The organism is Ruminococcus sp., from assembly GCF_024691275.1.
Lineage (GTDB): Bacteria > Bacillota > Clostridia > Oscillospirales > Ruminococcaceae > Ruminococcus.
In genome coordinates this window covers 56,376-79,121 of sequence record NZ_JAILNU010000075.1, presented here as the reverse complement: position 1 = coordinate 79,121, position 22,746 = coordinate 56,376, and the positions used below count along the sequence as shown (strand labels likewise).

Below are 22,746 nucleotides of genomic sequence, written 5' to 3'. Positions count from 1 at the left end.
GGGTTGACATTTTTATTATCTGTTATTGACTGATTCTGGGTACATATCATGCTGTGAAAGACGCTCCCATGCCAGCTGCTCCCACTTTGTACCTGCCTTGCCGTAATTGCAGTAAGGATCAATGGAGATGCCGCCGCGAGGCAGGAACTTTCCCCACACCTCTATATACTTTGGATCCATGAGCTTTATCAGATCCTTCATGATTATGTTCACACAGTCCTCGTGAAAATCGCCGTGATTGCGGAAGCTGAACAGATAGAGCTTCAGCGACTTGCTCTCCACCATTCTCTCGGCTGGGATATAAGAAATGTATATCGTTGCGAAATCAGGCTGTCCCGTGATAGGACAAAGACTTGTGAACTCGGGGCAGTTGAACTTTACGAAGTAATCGTTGTCGGGGTGCTTGTTCGGAAAAGTTTCAAGCACGGACGGGTCATAGTCCGAAGAATACTTTGTGTGCTGATTGCCGAGCAAAGTGATATCGCCCTTTTCGTTTTCGTTTCTTCCGCTCATAGTTATTCTCCTTTCATAGCAGGGTCTTTCATGCCGTTTGCTTCAAATGCTGCCATTCTGTCACGGCAGGTGCCGCATACTCCGCAGGGCTTGTCGCCGCCCTCATAGCAGCTCCATGTCAGTTCGTAAGGCACTCCGAGGGAAAGTCCCTTTGCGACCACCTGTGCCTTGTTCATGCCGATAAACGGTGCGACAACGCTCAGTTCGCAGCCGCTTCCGAGGTGTATAGCGCGATTTATGGCATCGTTGAAGTCACTGCTGCAATCGGGATAGGCATTGCCTGCCGCATCGTCGCTGTGAGCTCCGTAGTATATCTCCGTGCAGCCGTTGGAAAGAGCGATACTTGCTGCGGAAGCGAGGAAAAGTCCGTTTCTGAACGGAACATACGTGGAAACAGGCTTGCCGTCAGTCTTTTCGAGCTGTTCTGCGTAGCTCTCCTTCGGGATATCCGCATCAGAGCCAACAAGCAGTGAGCAGTCACTGTCCGCAAATATGGGAGCAAGATCGAGCTCCTTGTGCTTTACGCCGTAGTATGCAGCTATCTTACGAGCTGCTTCAAGCTCCTTGCTGTGCTTCTGTCCGTAAAAAAGTGACAGCGCAAGCACTTCGTCTGCGCCGTATTTATCTGCGGCAATGGCAAGACAGGTCGTGCTGTCAACGCCTCCGCTGAATAGTACCAATGCTTTCATATCATTCACCTCAATCAAAATCTACGAGTTCTTTCAGCTCTGTGCGGTCGCGGAATGCTCCCATGAATGTACCTGTGACAGTTTTAGCGGAGGCATTGCGGATACCGCGGGCGGTCATGCAGCTGTGACTGCCGCGTATCATCACTCCAACATCGGGAGTACCTGCGGCTTCCGAGATTATCTCAGCGATATCCCTGCCGAGGCGCTCCTGCAATTGCAGCCGCTTTGCTGCCATATCGCAGATACGCGCTATCTTGCTGAGACCGAGAACTCTGCCGCGAGGGATATAGGCAACATTCACCGTCATATCGTACATCAGTGCAAGGTGATGCTCACAGTAGCTGAACACCGTTATATCTTTCATAACAACAGCGCTGTCCATATCTGTGCTGCTGTCGTTGTCAAATGTCTTGCCGAACATTTCCGCTATCTGGTGGTTGGTATAGGCAGTACCCTCCAGCACCTCCTCCAGCATACGTGCCACACGGGCAGGAGTTTCTTTCAGTCCCTCACGCTCAGGGTCTTCGCCTATTGCTTCTATAAGTCCGCGTATATGGTACTCTATAGCTTCTTTGTTCATCATACTCCCCTCCTTGTGGGTTCCCATATAAATTTGTGGAGCTGCAATTGCAGACGGACATTGTTCATACGTCGTTCCTCCATGAAATCGACTATCTCAGACGGCTCTATCTCACCGAAAACAGGACTTATGTATACGTGGCAGCGTTCATCGAGCCTGTATGTATTGATTATTTCCGCTGCTTTTTCAAGGTCTTCGGTACTGCCCGATACGAATTTTACCGTATCATGACAGTCAAGAAGTCTGAAATTGTCCCTGCACATGAACTGCTCCATACCGCTGGACGGAAGCTTATAGTCCATTGTGAACACAGGGCGGTACTCAGAAGCTGCAAGCTTTTCAAGGCTGATACTGCCGTTGGTCTCTATTTCCACGCGGCAGCCCTGCTCCATAAGGAGAGCGATGATCTCGCTGCAATCCCTGTTCAGGAGAGGTTCGCCCCCTGTAATAGTAACGTTGCGTACTCCTGTTTCAGCCACCCATGCCGAAAGCTCCTCCGCAGTTTTGTAGTCAGCAGGAGCATTCTCGCTGTTAGCCCATCTTGTATCGCAGTACGAACAGCTGAGATTGCAGCCGCGGAAACGTATGAAAGCTGCAAGCTCTCCTGCGTGTGCGCCCTCGCCGTTAATGCTCACGAATTTTTCAACTACAGGAAACATATTCAATCCTCCTCATATACTGCGCAGTTTTCGGGTGTCTCGTATACCGTGACGCTTTTCACGGGAAGTCCGCTTTCTCTGAGCACTCCGAAGAAATGCTTTGCAAAGTTCTCGGCAGTGGGGCGGAACTCCACTTCGATCAAGCGGAAGTCTTCGTCGCGGAGAGCTGCAAGAGTTGTCTCACGCAGCGAGCCATTCTCATATATAAGTGCGTGGTCAAAGCTGTCGGCAAGAGCTCTTACCTCACGTTTAAGGTCGCCGAAATCTATTATCATTCCACGCTTTTCGCCGTCAGCGATAAGCTCGGGACTTTCCACGATGACCTCTGTCTTCCAGCGGTGTCCGTGGATATTGGCACATTTCCCCTTATATCCCGCAAGGAAATGGGCACTGTCAAACTCAGCAGATGTTTTGAGCCTGTACATTCTATCACCTCATACTATATATAAAAAATGTGCGCCTGCCATCAGCAGACGCACCTGTCCTTCATTACATTGCAGTTCATTCCTGCAAATACACAGATGCCCTGGTTTTGTTTTACGACAGGATGGCGCAAACGAACTGTCGGGAATAGTTCCGCTAATCATTATATCACCCAAAGTTTACCGTGTCAAGAGAAACAGCTTAAAATAGTCATTTTACTTGATACTGAGCCTGTTTTAACAATATTCTTCTTATTATTAATAGAACAAAAAAAGTCGTTTTTCAGCGCTTTTGTTAAATTTTACTAATTTAAAGTTGATTTGTCACGTCTGTATTGTCCAAACGCACAATATTGTATAAAACTTGCAATATTATATTGACAAACTATATTATACGAGATATAATATTATCAGAGCTTAGATATTACAGCTTATAAAATACTATATCTCTTTTAAATCAAACGGAAAGGAGTCAGAATATGGGTTTTTCAATCAATGCGAGCCTTCTCGACGCGATGGTGCTTTCCATAGTTCAGAAGAATGACACCTACGGCTACGAGATCACCCAATACCTGCAAAAAGCCGTGGACATCTCGGAATCGACACTGTACCCCGTGCTTCGGCGATTGCAGAAGGGCGAGATGCTCGAAACTTACGACAAGGAATTTATGGGACGTAATCGAAGATATTATCGGATAACGCCTCATGGGGTAACTTCTCTGGACGAGTACAGAGAAGAATGGCGAAACCATAAAAAGAAGATCGACAATATTTTAATGAATGAGGGAGCTGAAAATCATGAACAAACTTGAATTTCTTACAAGGCTTAGGAACCGTCTTGAAAACGGCGGTATGCCAGCCGATGATATAAATGACGCTTTAACATATTACGAAGAAGTATTTCTCGATGCAGGTTTTGGCAAGGAAGAAGAAACTGCCGCTTCTCTGGGTTCTCCCGAGAATATCGCCGTTGACCTCCTGCGTGAGAGCGGTCTCAATGTTGATCCTGCTCCGAGTATGCCGCCTCAGATGAACAATCCGCAGCCAAATTTCGGACAGTTCGCATACCAGGGCGCATATGCAGCAGCTGCTCAGCCTGTAAAGCAGAAAAGTGCCGGCTTAACAGCAGTAATGATATTTTTTGCAATATTATCATCACCAATATGGATACCTCTTTTAATAGCAGTAGCCGCAGTACTCTTCGCGCTTATAGTCGCTGCATTATCAATAGTATTTGCTCTCTTCGCAAGCGCGGTCGGTATGCTGTTCGCAGGCTTCTTCTGTCTGTTTGAAGCTCCTGCGATCGGACTGATGTTCCTTGGCATATCCCTTTTCTTAGGCGGCTTGATAATACTGATAACAAAACCTGTTTTCAACTCGGTTATCCCCGCTTTCGGCAATGCTATCAAAAAATTCTTCAACTGGCTCATGGGCCTGTTCAAAAAAGGAGAGAAAACAAATGAATGAGTATAATTATGTACAGACTGCACCTCAGCAGGCACCACAGCAGACACCTCAACCCGATAAAAAGCGTTCAGGCAGCAGCTCTGTCTGGATAATACTTCTTATCCTCGGCGCACTTCTTTTCTTCACAGGTCTCATTTTATACAAGACAGTGGGCAGCGGTGAAAAATACAACGTTATCAACTACAACAACAGCTTTGATGCTGATGATATAAATAAACTTGACCTCGATATCGCATGGTCAGACTTCACTATAAATATTAGCAATGATGATAAGATATACGTCGATGCTAAAAATGTTCCCTCAAACTTCAAAGCAGAGGTCAGGAACAATGTCTTCATGATAAACTACAAAAAAAAGGGAGGCTTTATCTCAAATATACATATCCCGTTCTTGCTCGACGACTCATACAAGGATTCGACTGTAGAGATATCTCTCCCTGAAAAGGTATACGATTCGTTCTTACTCAATATGGGTGCAGGCAAAACATATATCTCAGGTCTCAGCTGTGACCAGTTCAAAATGGAGTGCGGCGCAGGAGAAGTCAATATAAACAAGCTCAAGTGCTCAGGCGCAGATATCGACTGCGGTGCAGGTGAGTTGACTTTAAGCAATATTGACTGCGAACACAAGCTTATTATCGACGGCGGCGCAGGCGAAATAAATATCAGCGGCTTCCTCGGCGGCATAGACCTGGATCAGGGCGTCGGCGAATTCACATTCACAGGCGCTATCAACGGAAATATCGACGCTGACGGCGGCATAGGCTCCATGGAGTTCAACCTCACCAATCCGTCAAGCGACTTCGGCTCAAACGGCAAATACAGCATTGATATAGATACGGGAGTAGGTTCATCATCGGTCAACTACGACCAGTGATCCTGCCATGCTCGACCACACAAAAATAAAAAAAGGCGACAGAGTACGCCACAGACTTTTCGGTGAAGGTACTGTTACCGATACGCTCCCTATCGGTGATGATACGATCGTTACGATCAAATTCGACAACGGTGCTACCAAAAAGCTCTGCGCAGTAATATCTGCTCTTGAAAATGCAGACCCTTCTTTTTTACGATCAGCCAATAATAAAAGCTCCGCGGAATGATCTCCGCGGAGCTTTTATGCGTTTTCGATATATATAGTGAATTCCATTTCCGATGTTTCTTCAAGTCTTCTTACATATGCGCTTCCGCCGAGCGCCTTTGCGGTCTCATGAACTACATATAGTCCGATACCGCTGCCGTTCTTGTCTGACGCATTCGAGCCTCTCCAGTAGCTCCTGAACACGTATGGCAGTTCATTCTCGGGAAGAAGCTTTCCGCTGTTCCTGACAGTTATACAGAAGCCCTCATCGTCGCGCATTATCCTGACTGCTATGCTGCTGCCGTCACCGTATTTCACAGCATTCTCCAGAAGCTGGCTCACTGCGCGGTAAAGTGCATATTTATCGCTCTCAACAACTGCTTCGCCGCTGCATTCAACGCTGAATCCTATCATTTTCAACTTCATTCTGTCCTTGTACTCACGCCTTATAAGTTCGGCAAGCTCACTTATAGGGAAGCGGCTCACCTCAATGTCGCAGCCGTCTGCCGAGGCGTTTGAGGACGCGATAAGATCAGCTGCAAGAGCTTCTATCTTCTCTGCGTTGTGGTCTATCTTGTCGGTAATATCAGCAGTCATGCCCTTGTCCGAGTAAAGTCCCGTGCGCACGGCATCTGTGTAAAGGCGGATATTCGCAACAGGTGTCTTTACTCCGTGAGCTATTGCAGAAACGAACTTCTGCCGCTGACCTTCAAGGTCATGTATGCGTCTGCTGCTCGCCTTCAGAACGTCCGTCAGCATATTCATTCCCCAGATGTACTTGCCGAAATATCGGTTCCTGCTCTCAGGCAGCTTCTGAATGTCACGAAGACGCGCAAGGCGCTCGGGATATTCCGACAGCTTCCGAAACGGAGCAAGCACTGCGAAATAAATATACATCACTGCTGCAAGGATAATAATAAAGCATACTATGATAACAGTATTTGCTGCCGTGACAAATCCCATATCAATATCCACTTTATAGGTATATTCCACAAAGCCTTCCAATTCGCCGTTATTGTCATATATACTGCAAACTGCGCTGAGCTTATCCGTCGAGACATAAAAAGCATCTTCACTCTTCATTTTCAGAGGGATATATTCTATCCTTTCGGGAGCATTGCTCCCGTACTCACTGCGCCAGCTGCTGATATTCCGCGCAATGATAACATCTATATCATCAGCTGTAGTGTTATGCTCGCGCACGAGCTCATCATTTATCCTGTTTGTCGTTACATTACGCTCGCCGATGCGTCTTTCCGACAGCTCTCTGCACCAGTAATTCAGCCCTGTTATCAGGACAGCGAACACTGCTGCTATAGACAGTACTGTTTTAACAAATCTACTCATTGCATTCACCAAATCGGTAGCCGTACTTCCATACAGTCTTTATGATCTCAGGAGAATTCGGCGCACTTTCAAGTTTCTCCCTTAACCAGCGTATATGTACGCTGACTGTGCTTGGTTCTGTAAAGCAGTCAGTTCCCCACACCGCATTGAACAGCTCCTCCTTGCTGACGGCTTCACCTTCGTGCTGCATGAGGTACTGTAAAAGTTCAAACTCCTTTGTGTTGAGCCTTAGCTCTCTGCCGTCCTTGGTGACGCGCCTTGAAGCGGTATCGAGAACTATCCCGCAGCTTTCGAGAACAGCACTCTGTGAAGTCTCCGAACCGCTGCGCTTTATAAGTGCCCGTATCTTTGCAGTCAGGACTTTAACCGAAAAAGGCTTGTCTATGTAGTCATCGGCACCTGTATCGTAACCGAGGAGCTTACTGTCCTCGTCCGTCTGAGCACTCATCATGAGTATCGGTATCCCGCAGCTTTTACTGCGTATAACAGTACAGAACTCAAACCCGTTCATTTTCGGCAAAATAACGTCAAGAAGCACTATTCGGAAATCCTCCTCATCAAACAGCTCAAGGGCTTTCCCGGCATCAGCGCAAAGCCGTGCCGAGAAGCCCTCCTTTATCATGAAATCCCTTATCAGTGTTCCTAATTCATGGTCGTCTTCTATTATAAGTATATCAGTCATGTTTTTCTCCGTATATGAAGTATCAGCGGGCATACTCCCAACTGCCAAGATCTATGAATTCAGGGGTTTGCACAACTCCGTCCTCCCCTGTTAATACCGCCTGAAGTCTTTTCGTATCGTAGTCCGCAAGCACCATGTGGACTACACTGTCACTGCGGATATTCTCGCGGGTTTCACTTAGCTTCTCACTTGTTATGAGCTCCTTGAAACGTCCTGTGGTCAATCCCTTCTGACCGCAGAAAAGCTGTTCGTATCTTTTCCACCTTACGTTATTGTTTGCATCAAATGCGATATATCCCGGATTCCCGTCTGCTGCAAAGGAATTCACGACACAGACACAATGGGGATCGCTCCATTCGATCTTGTCCCCCAGCTTCGATGAACCGTCCCTGACAGTCGGTGTTCCGTCGCTGCTTTCCACAACGAGCTCTGCGACAAGCGCGTCATTTTCGTCTGTTGCAAGAACATTCACACAGTATGGATACTTTTCTGCGTTGTCAACGAGAAAATCAACACATTCTCTTGCTGTGGCATAATTCTCGACAGCATACCTCATATCGTAAGTATAGCTTCTTTTTTCCAAATATGTATACGGCTCTCCCATATAACTTCCCACATCGTACTCGCTTATCATCACGCCGTCGTCGCTGACCGCTGTGAGTATAGGGAAGAAGCCAAGATATGTAACAGATGTTAAAGTCTTGCTGCCGTTGATGAAATGCACCAGTGAATGTGCTCTGCAAAGCTGGTTTTCGCTGCCCAGCTGCCATTCAAGGATACGGTTGGATATCCTGCTGCCAGAAGCTGTCATGGTGCCGTCAAGGGATATTGCGCTGCAAGCCGTTCCCCTGAGTGCATCGGGAACGAACTGGCAAAGCCTCACTTCATCGGCACTGAGGATACCGTCCTTTTTTATGCCCTGAGAATCTCCCGAAACTGCGTCCGCAAAACCGTCAAGCTCCTGCTTGTAGTCGCTGTACAGCGCGTTGTAGAACGAATCCACTCTCTCCTTGATACTGGAATAATCGCCGTTAAGATTCATAAATACCGCACTAATATTCTCGAAAAGGTACTGTTCCATCATCTCGCCGTAATCCGCCCGAACTTTCAGTGTCATCTCTCCGTAGGCTTTTCCCACATCGTAATACGACCCTTTTTCGTAATCAAGGGTAATATCATAATAGCTGCTCATACATTTTATAGTGCAGAGCCCGTCAGCGGAAGTCTCTGTACTCTGAGCCTCCTCAACTGTAGGCTCAACGCCTTCATAGTGATTCTCCACAACGTTTTCCTTCAATGCCGTGAGCACACTGTTTCCCTGTTCAGGTATAACAAAGTCCTCGTATCCGTTTTTTCCGCAGCCGCAGAGCAAAACGGCTGATGCAGCGATAACGGCTGTAAATACGCATATTTTTCTTCTCATGATAAACTCCCCTTACCAGCCGCGCTCCATGAGCCAGCTGCTGAGCCTGCGCTCTCTTTCTGCAAGCGTTTCATCGCCTGCGAGCTTGCCGAGTTCAAGCTCTCCCTGTATCTCGCCGTCCATAAGGTACAGCACCTTATCGCTCATAGCTGCTACTTTGACGCTGTGCGTAACCATCATAACGCTTGTACCCCTTCTGTTCGCAGCAACTATCTCGCGCATAACGTCCATTGCAGCCTTAGAGTTCAGGGCACCTGTAGGTTCATCTGCGAATATCACCTTCGGCGAATTTATCAGCGCCCTGCAAAGGCAGGCTCTTTGCAGCTGTCCGCCCGAGACCTCGCTGACCTCATGCTTTGCGATATCTATGATATCGAGTCTGCGCATGAGCTCCTCTGCCCTTTTGTTAGCATCTGCCCTCGGTGCTCCCGCCTGATATGCAGGCAGAACGATATTATCGAACACACACAGTTTTTTCATCATGTACATCTGCTGGAATATAAATCCCATCTCAGTGAGCCGCACATTTGTGAGTTCCTTTTTGCTTATGCTGCCCAGGTCTTTTCCACAGAAATCAACTGTTCCCGAAGTCATTCTGTCCATACCGCTGATGGTATAAAGCAGTGTGGATTTTCCGCTTCCGCTGGGGCCCATAACAGTTATGAACTCGCCCTGCTCCAGCTTCAGGCTGATATTTCTGAGAACATTGTTGCTGTATTCCTTGATTATATATGTCTTGCAAAGTTCCTTAACGGATAAAACTGTACTCATTTATGCTCCTCCAATTATTCCTCTGATATCTTCCATATGTCTATGCCGTGTACGCTCCTGAGTGTGACCCATACCGTGACAAGCGCCGAACCAATGACTATGAGGGGTATCAAAACAAAGCTTACAGGCAGCTCAAGCAGGAAGCTTATTCCCGTTACCTCAAAGCTGTTCATAAACGTGCTCATGAGCAGCTGTCCCAGCGTCCTGAACAGTATCTCGGCTATTCCGACAGAAACAGCCGCCAGTATAATTATTCTCAGCAGATACCACTTCTTCACGGCTCGTTCGGTGAAGCCCATACTTTTCAGCAGCGCTATCTCAGGCATTTCCTCAGCGATAAACACGCTTGTATACAGGTACGTTATGAGCAGCAGCACCGCGATTATAGCTCCGCCCAGAACATACTCTATCAGAGCGAAAAGCCTGTCATATTCCGACATCCAGTCTTGCAGCAGCTCATCAATGTCGAGTATCCTGTCATTGCCGAAATAAGCCTTCATCTGCTTTATTATGCCTGCTTTCCTGCTCTCCTTTGCGTCTATCTCCATTCCTATGCAGTTTTCTCCATAAGAGTATCCCTTGTCATAAGCCTTGCCCATAATGAGCGTGGGAGTACCTTCCTCAAAGTTATCGAAAAACGCCGTTATTACAAGCTGTCTCTCATGTTCTTCGGCATCTGTATTATCCTCGTTTTTCTCATATATCAGGAACTTTACCACATCTCCCACAGCTATGCCGTATTTTTTTGCCGTAAAATAGCTCATAGCCGCTTCGTTTTCAAGCTTGGGGTATTTTCCTCCTTCTCTATAGTTCAGTTTCTCGATCTTTGCATCACCGAACAGCACTGAGAAATACTTTTCCTTTTCGCCGCTTTTATTGATATAGTATCCGTCGGTAACCTTCAGAGCGTCCATATGTGCAGGGAAGCCTGCTTCCTCAAACATCTCGTTGCATATCTCCGTGAAGCTCCTGCCCTCAGCCTCCATGCGCTGCTTGGCATCCTGATAGAGGTTTTCTCCGAAATCCACAGTATGATAGAGGAAAAGCTTGCAGTATTCACGGGAAATTATGCTGTTGCGGACATTGAACGCCAGAAGCATTATAGCTGCTCCCAGTGTATAGGCTATCACGAGGAAAATGTATCGCTTTACTCGTCCCAGTATATCAGAGAACGCAAGGAACATGGGCACGGACATCTTTTTTCTTCTGTGCAGGAACATGGGGAAGCCCTTGCCGAACCTCTCGCCGCGGTTCTCGCCGTGTATCGCGTCCATTACCGATATCTTGTTTATCCTGCGCATTACCAGAAGTGAAAAGGCTATCATAAGGAATATCATCGACATTACAGATACTACTCCTATGATGACCAGTATCATTCTGTCAGGTAGAATAGCATTCGCAGCAAAGGTGTTCACTGTCATCTCTGCCAGCGGAAGTCCCGCTGCGATGCCTATAATGCCGCCTATTACGGCAAAGGCTATATATTTCGCAGCAAACAGCCACCTGAACTTCAGCGAATCTACTCCTATCGCCTTCATCATGCCTATTTCCTTTTCCTCGCGTTTCAGATCCGCCACCATAGTGAACCTTATAGTCATGAAAATAATTATGATAAGGAACATACATATTATCACAACAAATACCGCTACTATGGACTGCATAACAAAGTCCTCGGAATAATCGTTTTGCTGCTTGAAGATCAAGGCATTGATCTCCTCAGAGATCATCTGGTTCCTGATGTCCTCAAGCTTATTCACGGAATCATCATGCAGCTTCAGGAAGTACACTGCGTGTTTGCCTGTCTCGTCCTTCGTAAGTATATCATAATCAGCATCTGACACTATGAACCTCAGAAAGTTCGGGTAGCTGTTTTCCTTGAACAGCGTGCTTACTCTAAGCTCATAAACATCTCCCATGGCAGTTGTGAACCTCACAATATCGCCGACCTGCACTCCGATATTCAGGCTGAGATCAACCGGAAGCGCTATCTTGCCGCTCTCAACGAAGAATGGCTGGTCGTTAAGATCATAGACCAGATCACCGTTACGGGGCTGCTTGCACAAAAAGTTCAAGCGCGAGGTGATATACGGACTTTTTTCGTTCTCCTCAAAGCGCGGATAATCCATGGAGATCGACGGTATCTTGGTCCATTCACGCTTCTCATACGAAATAACGTTGTCATTTTCATCAAGCTTATTTTCGACTGTCTCTATCACCTTTTCGTTCTGTGATTCTCCCTGGAGCAGAAATACTAACGCATCAGACAATTTACAGTATTCCTTAGTCTTGCTCTTGACTGTCAGAGTAGAAAATATCTCCACAGCTCCTGCAAATACGATAACCGATGCAACTGTTATAAATATGAATAGTATGACATTCAGACCTTTTTTGCGTTTAAGGTCACTTTTCAGCATTTTAAAGAACATATCTCTATCCTCCGCTGTATTTTTTCCTTGCTGCTGATATTATGATAACACATAAAAGATTAAAAAGTCTTTAAATATAAAAAATATTTTTCATATATGATTATATCACATAGTCCTCACATTTTCAATACGACGAACAGCTTAATATCAGTCTTTTCGGAGCATAGATGATAGTACGATGAAATATTCCGCGCCTGTGTTGCTATTTACGAAATAATATGTTATAATACTTACGATAAGTTTATCTTTTACGGAGGTCATTATATGAAGAAGCTTTTTGCTTTATTGTGCGTTACAGCACTGTTCTGCGGCTGCTCATCAAAAAACAACAACAGCGGCAGCAAAGATAATAACACCACAACCGCTTCATCTTCAGATAATACAACTACTTCTTTTAATATAGAAGATGTTACTTATGACTACAGCATCGACGATTCATACGAGGAGCCTGTTATCGGCACTTCCACAGATGTTACAGGCATCTCTGACGTAAGCTGGAACAAGCTTTACCGCAAAGCTCTGGAAGATTTCAAGAAGTCGGACAAGTTCGACGATACCGCAAGATTCACGGTATACGATATCAACGATGACTTGATACCTGAGCTTATCATATCATACGGTCCTTACGGAAACAAAAATTATCTCCTGAAATCTCTCGGAGATACTAATTACACTGAATTTGAAGAGATCAAGAATTGCACTGACTTATTGTATGTCATGAATAAGAGCCTTCTTGTCACTTTAAGACTTGATGACACAAATCACGTACAGACCAACCAGCTGTACAGACTGAAAAACGATAAGCTCGCCAACGTTTACACCTACGAGCTCGGACAAGACTATGCAAAGGTAAACGGTCAGGAAGTTGACTCGGATAAGTACGATGAGGAGTACAAATTCCTTATCAACGGCGTTATCAAGCAAATGGGCACAGACCACAGCTTCGACGACGACATTATCAACGCTGCACTCGGAGAAGCAAAGGACTGGAAGGAAGCTTACTGTGCTGTCCTGAACGACTACCTCAAATACAAGAAGGAAAACGATAACAATCATTTCTCACTCATGGACATAAACGGCGATGACGTGCCTGAGCTTTTCGTTTCAGGCGGCTACCACTACGCTCCATACGTTGATATCTATGCATGGAATGGCTGTCCTGTACCTGTAGGCAGCTTCGGTGCCGACGGAACCATTCTCTACTACAAGGATACCGAGGAACTCGCAACATATTATGACGGCCCCAGCTATACATCAGGAAGCTTCCACAAGTTCACTGATAACTTCAAGTTTGAGGAGGTATTCTCCTACGGTGATACCGAGAACAGCGCTAAAAGTACGTCAAATGACGGCGAAAAAGTAACTCCTGCTTATTATGTCAACGGCGAGGAGACCGACAAGAAGAACTATACAAGCACTGTTGAGGCAAAAACAAAGCCCAAACACTATGTACTGGGTCAGGATAACGACATCACTGAGGAGACTATCAAGGCTCTCGCAGAAGGTAAATACAAGGAAGCCGAAAAGAAATGATCGGTTAACTCAGATTCATTCGATACAGAATTTAAAGAGTACTTGCAGCAGCAGGTACTTTTTTGTTACTTATACATAATAAATACTGTTAAATAATGTTGCAAATAGCAGAATTTAGCTCATATTAAAATAACTTTCTTTTTAATTATTGTATGATTATAACAAAAGGTTTATAATAAATGTACAAATTATTCTGAGAGGTGTTATATGAAGAAAAAATTCATCAGTATTATATGTGCAGCAGCCCTCGCTTTAACAGGTACAGGCTGTAATATCATGATACCGTATACTTCTGAGGCAGTGTATTCATCTGACAGCATCGGCGAATACAAGGAAGCTTCAAACGATACATGGGAATGGAAGAATTTCGGAGATCATGTCATAATAACAAAATATTTCAGCAATCAGCCAAAGGTTACTATCCCATCTTCAATTGAGGGACTTCCTGTTACTGCTCTGACAGAGGACGTTTTCTGGTTAAAAGCATCAACAATTGAAGAAATTTTTATTCCGTCCACAGTTACTGATATAGACATTTCACTGAAATACTGCCCAAAGCTCGCCAGAGTTGAGATAGACAAGGACAATACGAGCTTTATTACAGAAAACGATATCATTTATAATTCCAACAAGACAAAGCTCATAAAATGTTTATCTCACGAAGCAGCAGAGATCACTGTCCCTGATACGGTCACACGCATAGAGGACGGAGCTTTCTCATATTGCAGCAAGCTGAAAAAAGTTAATATCCCCTCCACTGTAAAGAGTATGGGAAATGAGGCGTTTATCAACTGCGATAGCCTTGAAAGCATCAATGTCGATGAAAAAAACCTTTATTATTCTACCGTTGACGGCGTACTGTTCGATTACCACAAGGATATACTGTACAAGTACCCCAACGGCAGCAAAAACAGCAGCTATACGATCCCAAACGGCGTTACTCTCATATCTTCCTGTGCCTTTGAGAACTCCTTTAACCTCGAGGCCGTGAATTTACCGGACTCTCTTGAAGTCATTGGCATCGCCGCTTTCGAGAACTGCATCAAGCTCAACGGTGTTGTTATCCCTGACAGTGTTACCAAAATAGAGATCAACGCATTCAATGAATGCAAAAGTCTTTCCGATATTACCTTTTCCAAAAATATTACCGATATCCACAGCAGTGCTATGCTCAGTACTCCGTGGTTCGACAAGCAGCCCGATGGTGCAATATACATTGGAAAGGTATTATACAGGATAAAGGGTCAGCTGCCGAAGAACTCCACTGTTACTGTAAAGGAGGGAACTGTCGGCATATCCGATTACGCTTTCAACACCGATGGCGAGGATTACGAGCCGTGCAATAAAAATGTCGTTTCCGTAGTCCTTCCCGAAGGCATAAAGTATATCGGGCCGTATGCTCTCTGCGGCTGCGTGGACCTTACCGAGATAAACCTCCCCGACAGCCTGACTAAAATAGGCTACTGCGCATTTATGGACTGTTCTTCCCTGAAAAGCATCACACTCCCGCAAAATCTCTCTGAAATTGAGTCATTTACATTTTATGGCTGCTCATCACTCGAAGAAATAGATATCCCTCAAAATATCATCAATGTATCAGACGGCTGCTTAACAAACTGTTCCTCGCTGAGATCAGTTACTTTCAACTGTACCTATTGCACTATAAACGAACCTTTCAAGCAGGAGCAGGATCATTCTCTTGATGAAATAACTGAATTTACAGGTACTATCTGCGGATATGAGGATTCCTCCGCACAGAAATACGCCGAGGAAAACGGACACAATTTCACTTCTCTTGGCAACTATTCTTCCCCCAGTTTATTCGGTGACGGCGAATTAAAAGATGACGATACATGGAGATGGGTCGAATTCAAGGATCACGCTGTAATAGTGTCATGCATAAGCGAGGAAGAAGATATCACTATCCCGAATACCCTGAACGGTCTCCCTGTTACAGAAATAAGCACGTTATTTATATTCAATTACAATACTAAAAGCATAAAGATCCCTGCAAATATCACTGAACTAAATACTTGTCTGAACGGCATCGAAAAAATTACCGATATTGAAGTCGATAAGGACAACAAATCTTATATCGTGGAAAACGGTGTGCTGTACACCAGCGATAAGGCACATCTGCTGAGATGCTCAACAAAGGTATCAGGTGAATTAAATATCCCTGATACCGTCGTAAAAGTTGATGACTATGCATTTAATAACTGCTCCGAGCTCACTAAGATATATGTGCCTGCATCAGTAAAGTATTTCCCGGATTCAATTGAAGGCTGCTCTTCGCTCGAAGCTGTCAACGTTGCTAAGGGAAATGAAAAATACAGCAGTATCAACGGTGTGCTGATAGAAGACAACTCGCTCCTTAAATATTTCCCACCAAACCACCCCGACACCAGCTACATAGTTCCCGAAAGCATAAAATACATCGGTAACTGTGCATTCTATGACTGTGACAAGCTTGTAAGCATCACATTCCCTGACAGTCTCGAAATGATCTTTAATTCAGCCTTTGAAAAATGCGATAAGCTCAACAACGTGATGATCCCTGACAGCGTTACACATATTCACGATATGGCGTTTTACAACTGTAAAGGGCTCAGAAAGATAGTATTTTCAAAAAATCTGATCCACTTCGGCTCAAACGTACTTTACGATACTCCGTGGCTGCGCTATTATCCAAACGGTCCTGTTTACTGCGGTTCAGCCTTTTACGAAATGAGGGGAATATTGTCAGACTACCCCAACGTAACTATAAAGGACGGCATAAAGTGCATTGCAGATAATGCATTCGATCACAATATATTCATCGAATCCGTAACTCTTCCTGACAGCATTGTGCAGATAGGCAGTCGTGCATTCAGCGGCTGCTCTTCCCTTAAATCTGTAAATATCCCCAAAGGTACAACTCTCGAATACGACTCAACTTTCTACGGATGCTCTTCACTTGAAAACATAATATTAGCTCCTGATGCAACTACAATTATTTCACATGAGTTTGAATCCTGCAATTCACTGAAAAATGTTGTTATACCTGCAAATATTCAGAGTATAGAATATAATGCGTTTTCATTATGTGCTTCACTTGAATCAGTGACGATCCTGAACCCTGACTGTGACTTCTCTTTCAACTATCCTGAAATTATCTGCAACTCCATAAGTTTTTCTGATGACGGCGATAAGGTCGTTAACTTCAGCGGAACTATATACGGCTATGATGACTCCACAGCCGAAGAGTACGCATTAAAAAACGGCTATAAGTTCAGCTCGCTCGGAAAAGCTTATTCCCTCGGTGACGTAAATAACGACGGCATGATAAATTCTATTGACGCATCTTCCGTACTCGCATATTACGCTAAAAATTCCACAGATCAGAAAGGCGGTTACTCTGACAGACAGAAAGCTGCCGCAGACGTTGACCATGACGGTGCTATCAACTCAATTGATGCTTCAAAGATACTTGCATACTACGCTTACGAGTCAACTACTTCAGATAATGTGAAATCTATAGACGATTACCTTAAAGACAAAAAATAAGCAAAAAGATGCCTGAGAAATTCAGGCATCTTTCTTTATATCCCCTACTCAGTAGAGTGCATATCCGTCCGCAGCCGACTTCTTTACCGCTTCAATCTGCTTGCGGATAATGTCGGGATCGTTTATCCATTCCAGCTCGGCGGCTTCGCCTGCCCATTTGTCCTCTCGTCCCAGTTTATAGGCAGCAAGCCCGATTATCAGTGAAACTCCGCTGTCTCCTACAAGCTCCACCCATTCGTCGAGCGTAGGCAGAAATGGACTGTTCACATTCTCGAATCCGTAATAGATCTGCGGAACGATATAATCGCAGTAGCCCTTTTCTCCGCCCCAGAGTCTCACATCTGCATACTGAGTATCATAGTCAACTCTGATATTTCCCTGCGGACTTATGCCGAAAACAAGTCTTTCGTCCCGTGATTTCACAGTGTCGTATATCGCCTTTACAAAGCGGTCAACGTTTCCTGTACGCCATTCAGCAAGATCAGTGCAGCCGCTCGCTTCAAAAGCTTCACGGTCGAACTCAGGGTCGGTCGTAGGATAAAAGTAATCATCTATCTGCAAACCGTCTACCCTGTAATTATCAAGTATCTCACTGACTGTCCTCGTCATCAGCTCAACTGATTCCTCATACGCAGGGTCAAGATACCACCTGCCGTTCACGTTTTTGACATAGGGTTCACCGTCGTTTATCCACCTCTTTATGATGTAATCATCAGGCAGAGTTCTCATGACCTCATCGGTTTGCATACGAAGAGGATTTATCCACGCATGGACAGATATTCCACGTTTATGAGCTTCATCAAGAACTATTCCAAGCGCATCAAATCCGCCGTCAAGGTATACTCCCGTGGGATATATCTCTGAGCTGTAGTATGAATCTCCCATGGGGTGTACGTGGAAGTACAGGGTGTTGACATTATCAGCTGCCGCATCTTCAAGGAACTCTCCCAGCGCTTTTCGGAAACCGTCAGCATTCTTGCCCTGCATTATCTCGGGAAATTTAACATACGGAAGCCATACTCCCACCTGCTCGCGGAAATTCATCGGAACATATTTCGTGCCGCAGCTCTCAGGTGCAAGTGATTCATTATATTCGGCAGTTCGCTGTAGACCGCTGTCACTTTTCACAGCAGAGCACCCACTCAAACAAATAGCAGCTGCACAGGCAGCTGCAATGAACTTTTTCATTCATCTCACCTCACTGAATTATATTCAGTGATCGAACATGATATGACAAAGAGCTATTTTTTGTAGCCAATAATGGTCATTCGCTCATTAATATGCGTTGTCTCATTGGTTCTGCGATAGCCCATTTTCTCATACAGACAGCAGTTTCCCTTTTCCTGCAAGATAGTATCCAGCGACCAGTTTTCAGAGCCGTGTATCTCCTCGGCAGCTCTCAAAGCAGCCTTTGCATAGCCATTTCTTCTGAATTCTTTCATTATAAATATCGGAGAAATACGCTTGGGACTGCCGTCCTTCATATCCACAACGCGAACAGCTCCCACGGGCGTTTCGCCGTCAATTATGAAGTAATAATATGTAAACGGCTGATCCAGTCTTGCTGCCACTCTGCTCATAGGCTCATTTGCAGGACTTGTGTCGTAGTCCTGATATTTTTCAAGCAGCTCGGAAAAGGCTTCTACCTGCATTTTCCAGAGCTTTTCGCAGTCATCAATACCGATTCGTTCAAGTTTTATATCCATGTTTCATGCTCCTTTTTATACTTGAGATCTGCGACGACAGATCAAACACGACAAAATACTTCAACTCTGTTTCAACTAAAAAAGCTCCCGAAATATCGGGAGCTTTTGCGTTATATCTGGTTAGACATCGGAGCAGCTGTATTGTGCTCGCCGTAGCCTTCGTTCTTAACGACCTCAACGTTTCTGTAGCACTCCATACCTGTACCAGCAGGAATGAGCTTACCGATGATAACGTTCTCCTTAAGACCAAGGAGTCGGTCGCTCTTTCCTCTGATAGCAGCATCTGTAAGAGCCTTTGTAGTCTCCTGGAATGAAGCTGCTGACATGAAGCTGTCTGAATTTGATGAAGCCTTAGTGATACCCTGAAGGACAGGACTTGTCTGAACAAGCTGTACATCGTACTCGCCTGCGTCGATACGTGCCTGAAGCTCTTCATTGATAGCGTCGATCTCCTTGCTGTCAACGAGAGTACCGGGGAGCAGATAGCTGCTGCCTGTTTCCTCGACCTTGATCTTGCGGAGCATCTGACGAACGATAACTTCGATGTGCTTATCGTTGATATCAACACCCTGTAAACGGTAAACCTTCTGAACTTCATTGATGATGTAGTTCTGAACAGCCTGTGTTCCGAGGATATTGAGGATATCAGCAGGATAGATGTTACCTTCAGTAAGACGGGTACCCTTTTCGATGACCTCGCCCTCCTGAACTCTGATCTTGAGGTTATATGGGATCATATAGCTCTCAGATTCGCCTGTTTCGTCGTTGCTTACAATGATATTTCTTGTAGTCTTGACTTCTTCGATGTGAATCTTTCCGTTGATCCTTGAAAGGATAGCAGCACCCTTAGGACGTCTGCTCTCGAAAAGTTCCTCAACACGAGGGAGACCCTGTGTGATATCTTCAGCGTCGGCAGAAGCAACACCACCGGTATGGAAGGTTCTCATGGTAAGCTGTGTACCAGGCTCACCGATAGACTGAGCAGCGATGATACCAACAGCTTCACCGACGGAAACCATATTGTTGTTTGCAAGGTTAGCACCGTAGCACTTAGCGCAGACACCTGTTCTTGACTTACAGGTAAGGACTGAACGGATCTTGATCCTTTCAACACCTGCGTCAGCGATCTTCTTAGCGTCAGCGTCTGTGATGAGCTTGTTGCGTGAAACGATGAGCTCACCAGACTCGTTGTGGAGATCCTCAGCAAGGAATCTGCCTACAAGACGCTCCTCGAACGGCTCAACGATCTCGTTGCCGTTCTTGATCTCGAATACCTCGATACCTTCTGTTGTTCCGCAGTCGTCCTCACGGATAATAACGTCCTGAGAAACGTCAACGAGACGACGTGTAAGGTAACCTGAGTCAGCGGTACGGAGAGCGGTATCAGCAAGACCCTTTCTCGCACCTCGTGACGCGATAAAGTACTCCAAGATGTTAAGACCTTCACGGTAGTTAGCTCTGATCGGGATCTCGATGACAGCACCGGATGTGTTAGCGATAAGTCCACGCATTCCTGCAAGCTGACGGATCTGTGAGATAGAACCACGGGCACCTGAGTCAGCCATCATCCAGATAGGATTGTATCTGTCGAAGTTTGCCTTCAGTGCAGCTGTAACTCGGTCGTTGGTATCTGTCCAGAGAGCGATGATCTTCTTTGATTTCTCCTGCTCGGAGATATATCCGTACTCGTACTCAGAAGTGATCTCTGCGACCTCTGCATCAGCTTCGGCAAGGATATCCTTCTTCTGAGGTGGTATAGTAGCGTCACATACCGCAACGGTAAGAGCTGCTCTTGTTGAGTACTTATAGCCGAGAGCCTTGATACGGTCAAGAACTTCGGAAGTAGTTGTTGTGCCGTGTATCTTTATGCAGCGCTCGATGATATCGGAGAGCTGCTTCTTGCCTACGAGGAATGCGACCTCGAGGTCGAACTGCTTGTCTGAGTTTGTTCTGTCAACATATCCGAGATTCTGCGGGATATTCTCGTTGAAAATAAGTCTTCCGACAGTAGCGTCGATGATCTTTGATACCTTCTTGTCGCCGATATCCTTTGTGATCTTTACCTTGATATTAGCGTGGAGAGATACATCGTGCTCGTGATAAGCCATAAGAGCTTCGTTCACGTCGCGGAATACCTTGCCCTCGCCCGGCTCACCCGGCTTATCCATAGTTAGGTAGTAAGAACCGAGTACCATATCCTGTGAAGGAACGGCAACAGGCTTACCGTCCGAAGGCTTGAGGAGGTTATTTGCTGCGAGCATGAGGAAACGAGCCTCAGCCTGAGCTTCTGCGGACAGTGGGAGATGTACAGCCATCTGGTCGCCGTCGAAGTCAGCGTTGAATGCAGAACATACCAGTGGGTGGAGCTTGATAGCACGACCCTCAACAAGGATAGGCTCGAATGCCTGGATACCAAGTCTGTGAAGCGTGGGGGCACGGTTGAGCATTACAGGGTGATCCTTGATAACGTCTTCAAGAGCGTCCCAAACCTTGTTGTCTGCACGGTCGATGAGCTTTCTAGCGCTCTTTATATTAGCGATAGCCTTTTTATCAACGAGTCTCTTTAATACGAACGGCTTGAAGAGCTCGAGAGCCATCTCCTTAGGGAGACCGCACTGATACATCTTGAGCTCAGGTCCAACGACGATAACAGAACGTCCCGAGTAGTCAACACGCTTACCGAGAAGGTTCTGACGGAAACGTCCCTGCTTACCTTTAAGCATATCGGAAAGAGATTTGAGGGCACGGTTGCTCGGACCTGTAACAGGTCTGCCGTGTCTGCCGTTATCTATGAGAGCGTCAACAGCTTCCTGAAGCATACGCTTCTCGTTTCTTACGATGATGTCAGGAGCGTCGAGCTCTAACATTCTCTTGAGACGGTTGTTTCTGTTGATAACTCTTCTGTAGAGGTCGTTAAGGTCTGAAGTTGCGTAACGTCCGCCGTCGAGCATTATCATAGGACGGATATCAGGCGGAATAACAGGTACTACGCTGAGTATCATCCACTCAGGCTTGTTGCCTGAAAGACGGAATGCCTCGATGATCTGGAGCCTCTTGAGGAGCTTGACCTTCTTCTGACCGCTTGGGAGACCAACAAGCTCAGCCTTGAGATCGTCAGCAACGAGTTCAAGGTTGTTCTTCCAGTCGATATCTTCCAGCTCTCTGAACTTCTGGCACTCCTCACACTCACACTCAGTCGGCTTGTTGAAGCACTCGATCTTCTTGCCGCCGAGAGATACCTTGCCCATTTCGACAAGTCTCTGCTTCTGAGCGTCATATCTTGCGGGATCGTACTCGTTAAGGAGCTTTCTTATAGCCTCAGCTCCCATCTCAGCCTTGAAGTCGTCGCCGTACTTTTCGAGGTATGAGAGGTACTCCTTCTCTGAGAGGAGCTGCTTCTTTATAAGCTCTGTGTTACCGGGATCGGTAACGATATATTTTGTGAAGTAAAGGACTTCCTCAAGTCTCTTCTGTGAAACTTCGAGGACCTGACCGATACGTGAAGGTGTACCCTTGAAGTACCAGATGTGAGAAACAGGAGCTGCGAGCTCGATGTGACCCATTCTCTCACGTCTTACTCTTGCTCTTGTGACCTCAACGCCGCAGCGGTCACAGACCTTGCCCTTGAAGCGTATCTTCTTGAATTTTCCGCAGTGGCACTCCCAGTCCTTTGTAGGTCCGAAGATCCTCTCACAGAAAAGACCGTCACGCTCAGGCTTCTGTGTTCTGTAATTTATAGTTTCAGGTCTTTCAACAGCGCCGTAAGACCAGCTTCTGATCTGCTCAGGCGAAGCAAGACCTATCTTTATTGATTCAAAAGTTGTAAATTCCATGCTACCTCCTGCAAATTTACATTATACCGCGCCGCACCGCGGTCATACCGACCGTCGGGTGCGAAGCG

At 45.8% G+C, this 22,746-nt stretch carries 19 protein-coding genes; 6 read left to right on the top strand and 13 right to left on the bottom strand.

Translation table 11 applies throughout. The annotated features are described in order from the left end of the window. Nucleotides 1-15: 15 nt before the first annotated feature. From queF to queD, 5 genes are read right to left on the bottom strand one after another with little or no spacing between them, the layout of a single operon-like run. Entirely contained in the window at nt 16-513 is a 498-nt protein-coding gene (gene queF, locus K6G33_RS09025) for a preQ(1) synthase (protein ID WP_296778543.1), read from the bottom strand. Between the two features lie 2 nt (nt 514-515). Then, complete coding sequence (gene queC, locus K6G33_RS09020; protein ID WP_296778540.1) at nt 516-1,202, bottom strand: 7-cyano-7-deazaguanine synthase QueC; 687 nt, start codon at nt 1,200-1,202, stop codon at nt 516-518. Between the two features lie 10 nt (nt 1,203-1,212). Then, nucleotides 1,213-1,782 carry a GTP cyclohydrolase I gene (gene folE, locus K6G33_RS09015; protein WP_296778599.1) on the bottom strand — a complete coding sequence of 190 codons (570 nt, stop codon included), beginning with the start codon at nt 1,780-1,782 and terminating at the stop codon, nt 1,213-1,215. Beyond that, a complete protein-coding gene (gene queE / locus K6G33_RS09010; RefSeq protein ID WP_367270496.1) occupies nt 1,782-2,447 on the bottom strand; it encodes a putative 7-carboxy-7-deazaguanine synthase QueE in 666 nt (221 codons plus the stop codon). Before queE ends, folE begins: the two co-directional genes overlap by 1 nt. Then, entirely contained in the window at nt 2,444-2,866 is a 423-nt protein-coding gene (gene queD / locus K6G33_RS09005) for a 6-carboxytetrahydropterin synthase QueD (protein ID WP_296778537.1), read from the bottom strand. Before queD ends, queE begins: the two co-directional genes overlap by 4 nt. A 476-nt stretch (nt 2,867-3,342) precedes the next feature. Between queD and K6G33_RS09000 the strand changes: the two genes are divergently transcribed. Genes K6G33_RS09000 through K6G33_RS08985 form a run of 4 tightly spaced genes read left to right on the top strand, consistent with a single transcriptional unit; the run spans nt 3,343 to nt 5,433 of the window. Continuing rightward, complete coding sequence (locus tag K6G33_RS09000; protein ID WP_173449286.1) at nt 3,343-3,675, top strand: PadR family transcriptional regulator; 333 nt, start codon at nt 3,343-3,345, stop codon at nt 3,673-3,675. Beyond that, a complete protein-coding gene (locus K6G33_RS08995) occupies nt 3,662-4,330 on the top strand; it encodes a DUF1700 domain-containing protein (RefSeq protein WP_296778535.1) in 669 nt (222 codons plus the stop codon). The genes K6G33_RS09000 and K6G33_RS08995 overlap by 14 nt, the downstream gene beginning before the upstream one ends. Beyond that, complete coding sequence (locus K6G33_RS08990; protein WP_296778532.1) at nt 4,323-5,207, top strand: DUF4097 family beta strand repeat-containing protein; 885 nt, start codon at nt 4,323-4,325, stop codon at nt 5,205-5,207. Before K6G33_RS08995 ends, K6G33_RS08990 begins: the two co-directional genes overlap by 8 nt. Nucleotides 5,208-5,214: 7 nt before the next feature. Then, nucleotides 5,215-5,433, top strand: coding sequence for a hypothetical protein (locus tag K6G33_RS08985; RefSeq protein WP_296778531.1), 219 nt, complete (start codon nt 5,215-5,217; stop codon nt 5,431-5,433). A 14-nt stretch (nt 5,434-5,447) separates the two neighbouring features. On the opposite strand, the gene K6G33_RS08980 is transcribed toward K6G33_RS08985, so the two are convergent. From K6G33_RS08980 to K6G33_RS08960, 5 genes are read right to left on the bottom strand one after another with little or no spacing between them, the layout of a single operon-like run. Continuing rightward, a complete protein-coding gene (locus K6G33_RS08980) occupies nt 5,448-6,758 on the bottom strand; it encodes a sensor histidine kinase KdpD (protein ID WP_296778530.1) in 1,311 nt (436 codons plus the stop codon). Further along, nucleotides 6,751-7,440, bottom strand: a complete 690-nt coding sequence (locus K6G33_RS08975) for a response regulator transcription factor (protein WP_296778527.1) — start codon at nt 7,438-7,440, stop codon at nt 6,751-6,753. Before K6G33_RS08975 ends, K6G33_RS08980 begins: the two co-directional genes overlap by 8 nt. Nucleotides 7,441-7,462: 22 nt before the next feature. Beyond that, nucleotides 7,463-8,863 carry a hypothetical protein gene (locus K6G33_RS08970; RefSeq protein ID WP_296778524.1) on the bottom strand — a complete coding sequence of 467 codons (1,401 nt, stop codon included), beginning with the start codon at nt 8,861-8,863 and terminating at the stop codon, nt 7,463-7,465. Nucleotides 8,864-8,875: 12 nt separating this feature from the next. Then, a complete protein-coding gene (locus K6G33_RS08965; protein ID WP_296778522.1) occupies nt 8,876-9,634 on the bottom strand; it encodes an ABC transporter ATP-binding protein in 759 nt (252 codons plus the stop codon). A 14-nt stretch (nt 9,635-9,648) separates the two neighbouring features. Beyond that, nucleotides 9,649-12,060, bottom strand: coding sequence for an ABC transporter permease (locus K6G33_RS08960; protein WP_296778520.1), 2,412 nt, complete (start codon nt 12,058-12,060; stop codon nt 9,649-9,651). Nucleotides 12,061-12,324: 264 nt separating this feature from the next. On the opposite strand from K6G33_RS08960, the gene K6G33_RS08955 reads away from it, so the two are divergent. Together K6G33_RS08955 and K6G33_RS08950 are read left to right on the top strand one after the other, a co-directional pair. Next, nucleotides 12,325-13,593, top strand: a complete 1,269-nt coding sequence (locus tag K6G33_RS08955; RefSeq protein WP_296778518.1) for a hypothetical protein — start codon at nt 12,325-12,327, stop codon at nt 13,591-13,593. A 207-nt stretch (nt 13,594-13,800) separates the two neighbouring features. Continuing rightward, entirely contained in the window at nt 13,801-17,139 is a 3,339-nt protein-coding gene (locus tag K6G33_RS08950) for a leucine-rich repeat protein (RefSeq protein WP_296778517.1), read from the top strand. 48 nt (nt 17,140-17,187) lie between these two features. Here K6G33_RS08950 and K6G33_RS08945 read toward each other — a convergent pair whose 3' ends face one another. The 3 genes from K6G33_RS08945 to rpoC all read right to left on the bottom strand — a co-directional run bounded on the left by K6G33_RS08945 (nt 17,188) and on the right by rpoC (nt 22,678). Then, nucleotides 17,188-18,327, bottom strand: a complete 1,140-nt coding sequence (locus tag K6G33_RS08945; protein ID WP_296778515.1) for a family 10 glycosylhydrolase — start codon at nt 18,325-18,327, stop codon at nt 17,188-17,190. Nucleotides 18,328-18,380: 53 nt separating this feature from the next. Continuing rightward, nucleotides 18,381-18,845 (bottom strand): GNAT family N-acetyltransferase, encoded by a 465-nt coding sequence (locus K6G33_RS08940; RefSeq protein ID WP_296778512.1) that lies wholly within the window; start codon nt 18,843-18,845, stop codon nt 18,381-18,383. A 110-nt stretch (nt 18,846-18,955) separates the two neighbouring features. Then, a complete protein-coding gene (gene rpoC / locus K6G33_RS08935) occupies nt 18,956-22,678 on the bottom strand; it encodes a DNA-directed RNA polymerase subunit beta' (protein ID WP_296778511.1) in 3,723 nt (1,240 codons plus the stop codon). Between the last annotated feature and the right edge of the window lie 68 nt (nt 22,679-22,746).

Excerpts from the sequence above, each read along its gene's own strand:
- queF (WP_296778543.1), bottom strand. The coding sequence starts at position 513 with ATGAGCGGAAGAAACGAAAACGAAAAGGGCGATATCACTTTGCTCGGC.
- queC (WP_296778540.1), bottom strand. The coding sequence starts at position 1,202 with ATGAAAGCATTGGTACTATTCAGCGGAGGCGTTGACAGCACGACCTGT.
- folE (WP_296778599.1), bottom strand. The coding sequence starts at position 1,782 with ATGAACAAAGAAGCTATAGAGTACCATATACGCGGACTTATAGAAGCA.
- queD (WP_296778537.1), bottom strand. The coding sequence starts at position 2,866 with ATGTACAGGCTCAAAACATCTGCTGAGTTTGACAGTGCCCATTTCCTT.
- K6G33_RS09000 (WP_173449286.1), top strand. The coding sequence starts at position 3,343 with ATGGGTTTTTCAATCAATGCGAGCCTTCTCGACGCGATGGTGCTTTCC.
- K6G33_RS08995 (WP_296778535.1), top strand. The coding sequence starts at position 3,662 with ATGAACAAACTTGAATTTCTTACAAGGCTTAGGAACCGTCTTGAAAAC.
- K6G33_RS08990 (WP_296778532.1), top strand. The coding sequence starts at position 4,323 with ATGAATGAGTATAATTATGTACAGACTGCACCTCAGCAGGCACCACAG.
- K6G33_RS08985 (WP_296778531.1), top strand. The coding sequence starts at position 5,215 with ATGCTCGACCACACAAAAATAAAAAAAGGCGACAGAGTACGCCACAGA.
- K6G33_RS08980 (WP_296778530.1), bottom strand. The coding sequence starts at position 6,758 with ATGAGTAGATTTGTTAAAACAGTACTGTCTATAGCAGCAGTGTTCGCT.
- K6G33_RS08975 (WP_296778527.1), bottom strand. The coding sequence starts at position 7,440 with ATGACTGATATACTTATAATAGAAGACGACCATGAATTAGGAACACTG.
- K6G33_RS08970 (WP_296778524.1), bottom strand. The coding sequence starts at position 8,863 with ATGAGAAGAAAAATATGCGTATTTACAGCCGTTATCGCTGCATCAGCC.
- K6G33_RS08965 (WP_296778522.1), bottom strand. The coding sequence starts at position 9,634 with ATGAGTACAGTTTTATCCGTTAAGGAACTTTGCAAGACATATATAATC.
- K6G33_RS08960 (WP_296778520.1), bottom strand. The coding sequence starts at position 12,060 with ATGTTCTTTAAAATGCTGAAAAGTGACCTTAAACGCAAAAAAGGTCTG.
- K6G33_RS08955 (WP_296778518.1), top strand. The coding sequence starts at position 12,325 with ATGAAGAAGCTTTTTGCTTTATTGTGCGTTACAGCACTGTTCTGCGGC.
- K6G33_RS08950 (WP_296778517.1), top strand. The coding sequence starts at position 13,801 with ATGAAGAAAAAATTCATCAGTATTATATGTGCAGCAGCCCTCGCTTTA.
- K6G33_RS08945 (WP_296778515.1), bottom strand. The coding sequence starts at position 18,327 with ATGAAAAAGTTCATTGCAGCTGCCTGTGCAGCTGCTATTTGTTTGAGT.
- K6G33_RS08940 (WP_296778512.1), bottom strand. The coding sequence starts at position 18,845 with ATGGATATAAAACTTGAACGAATCGGTATTGATGACTGCGAAAAGCTC.
- rpoC (WP_296778511.1), bottom strand. The coding sequence starts at position 22,678 with ATGGAATTTACAACTTTTGAATCAATAAAGATAGGTCTTGCTTCGCCT.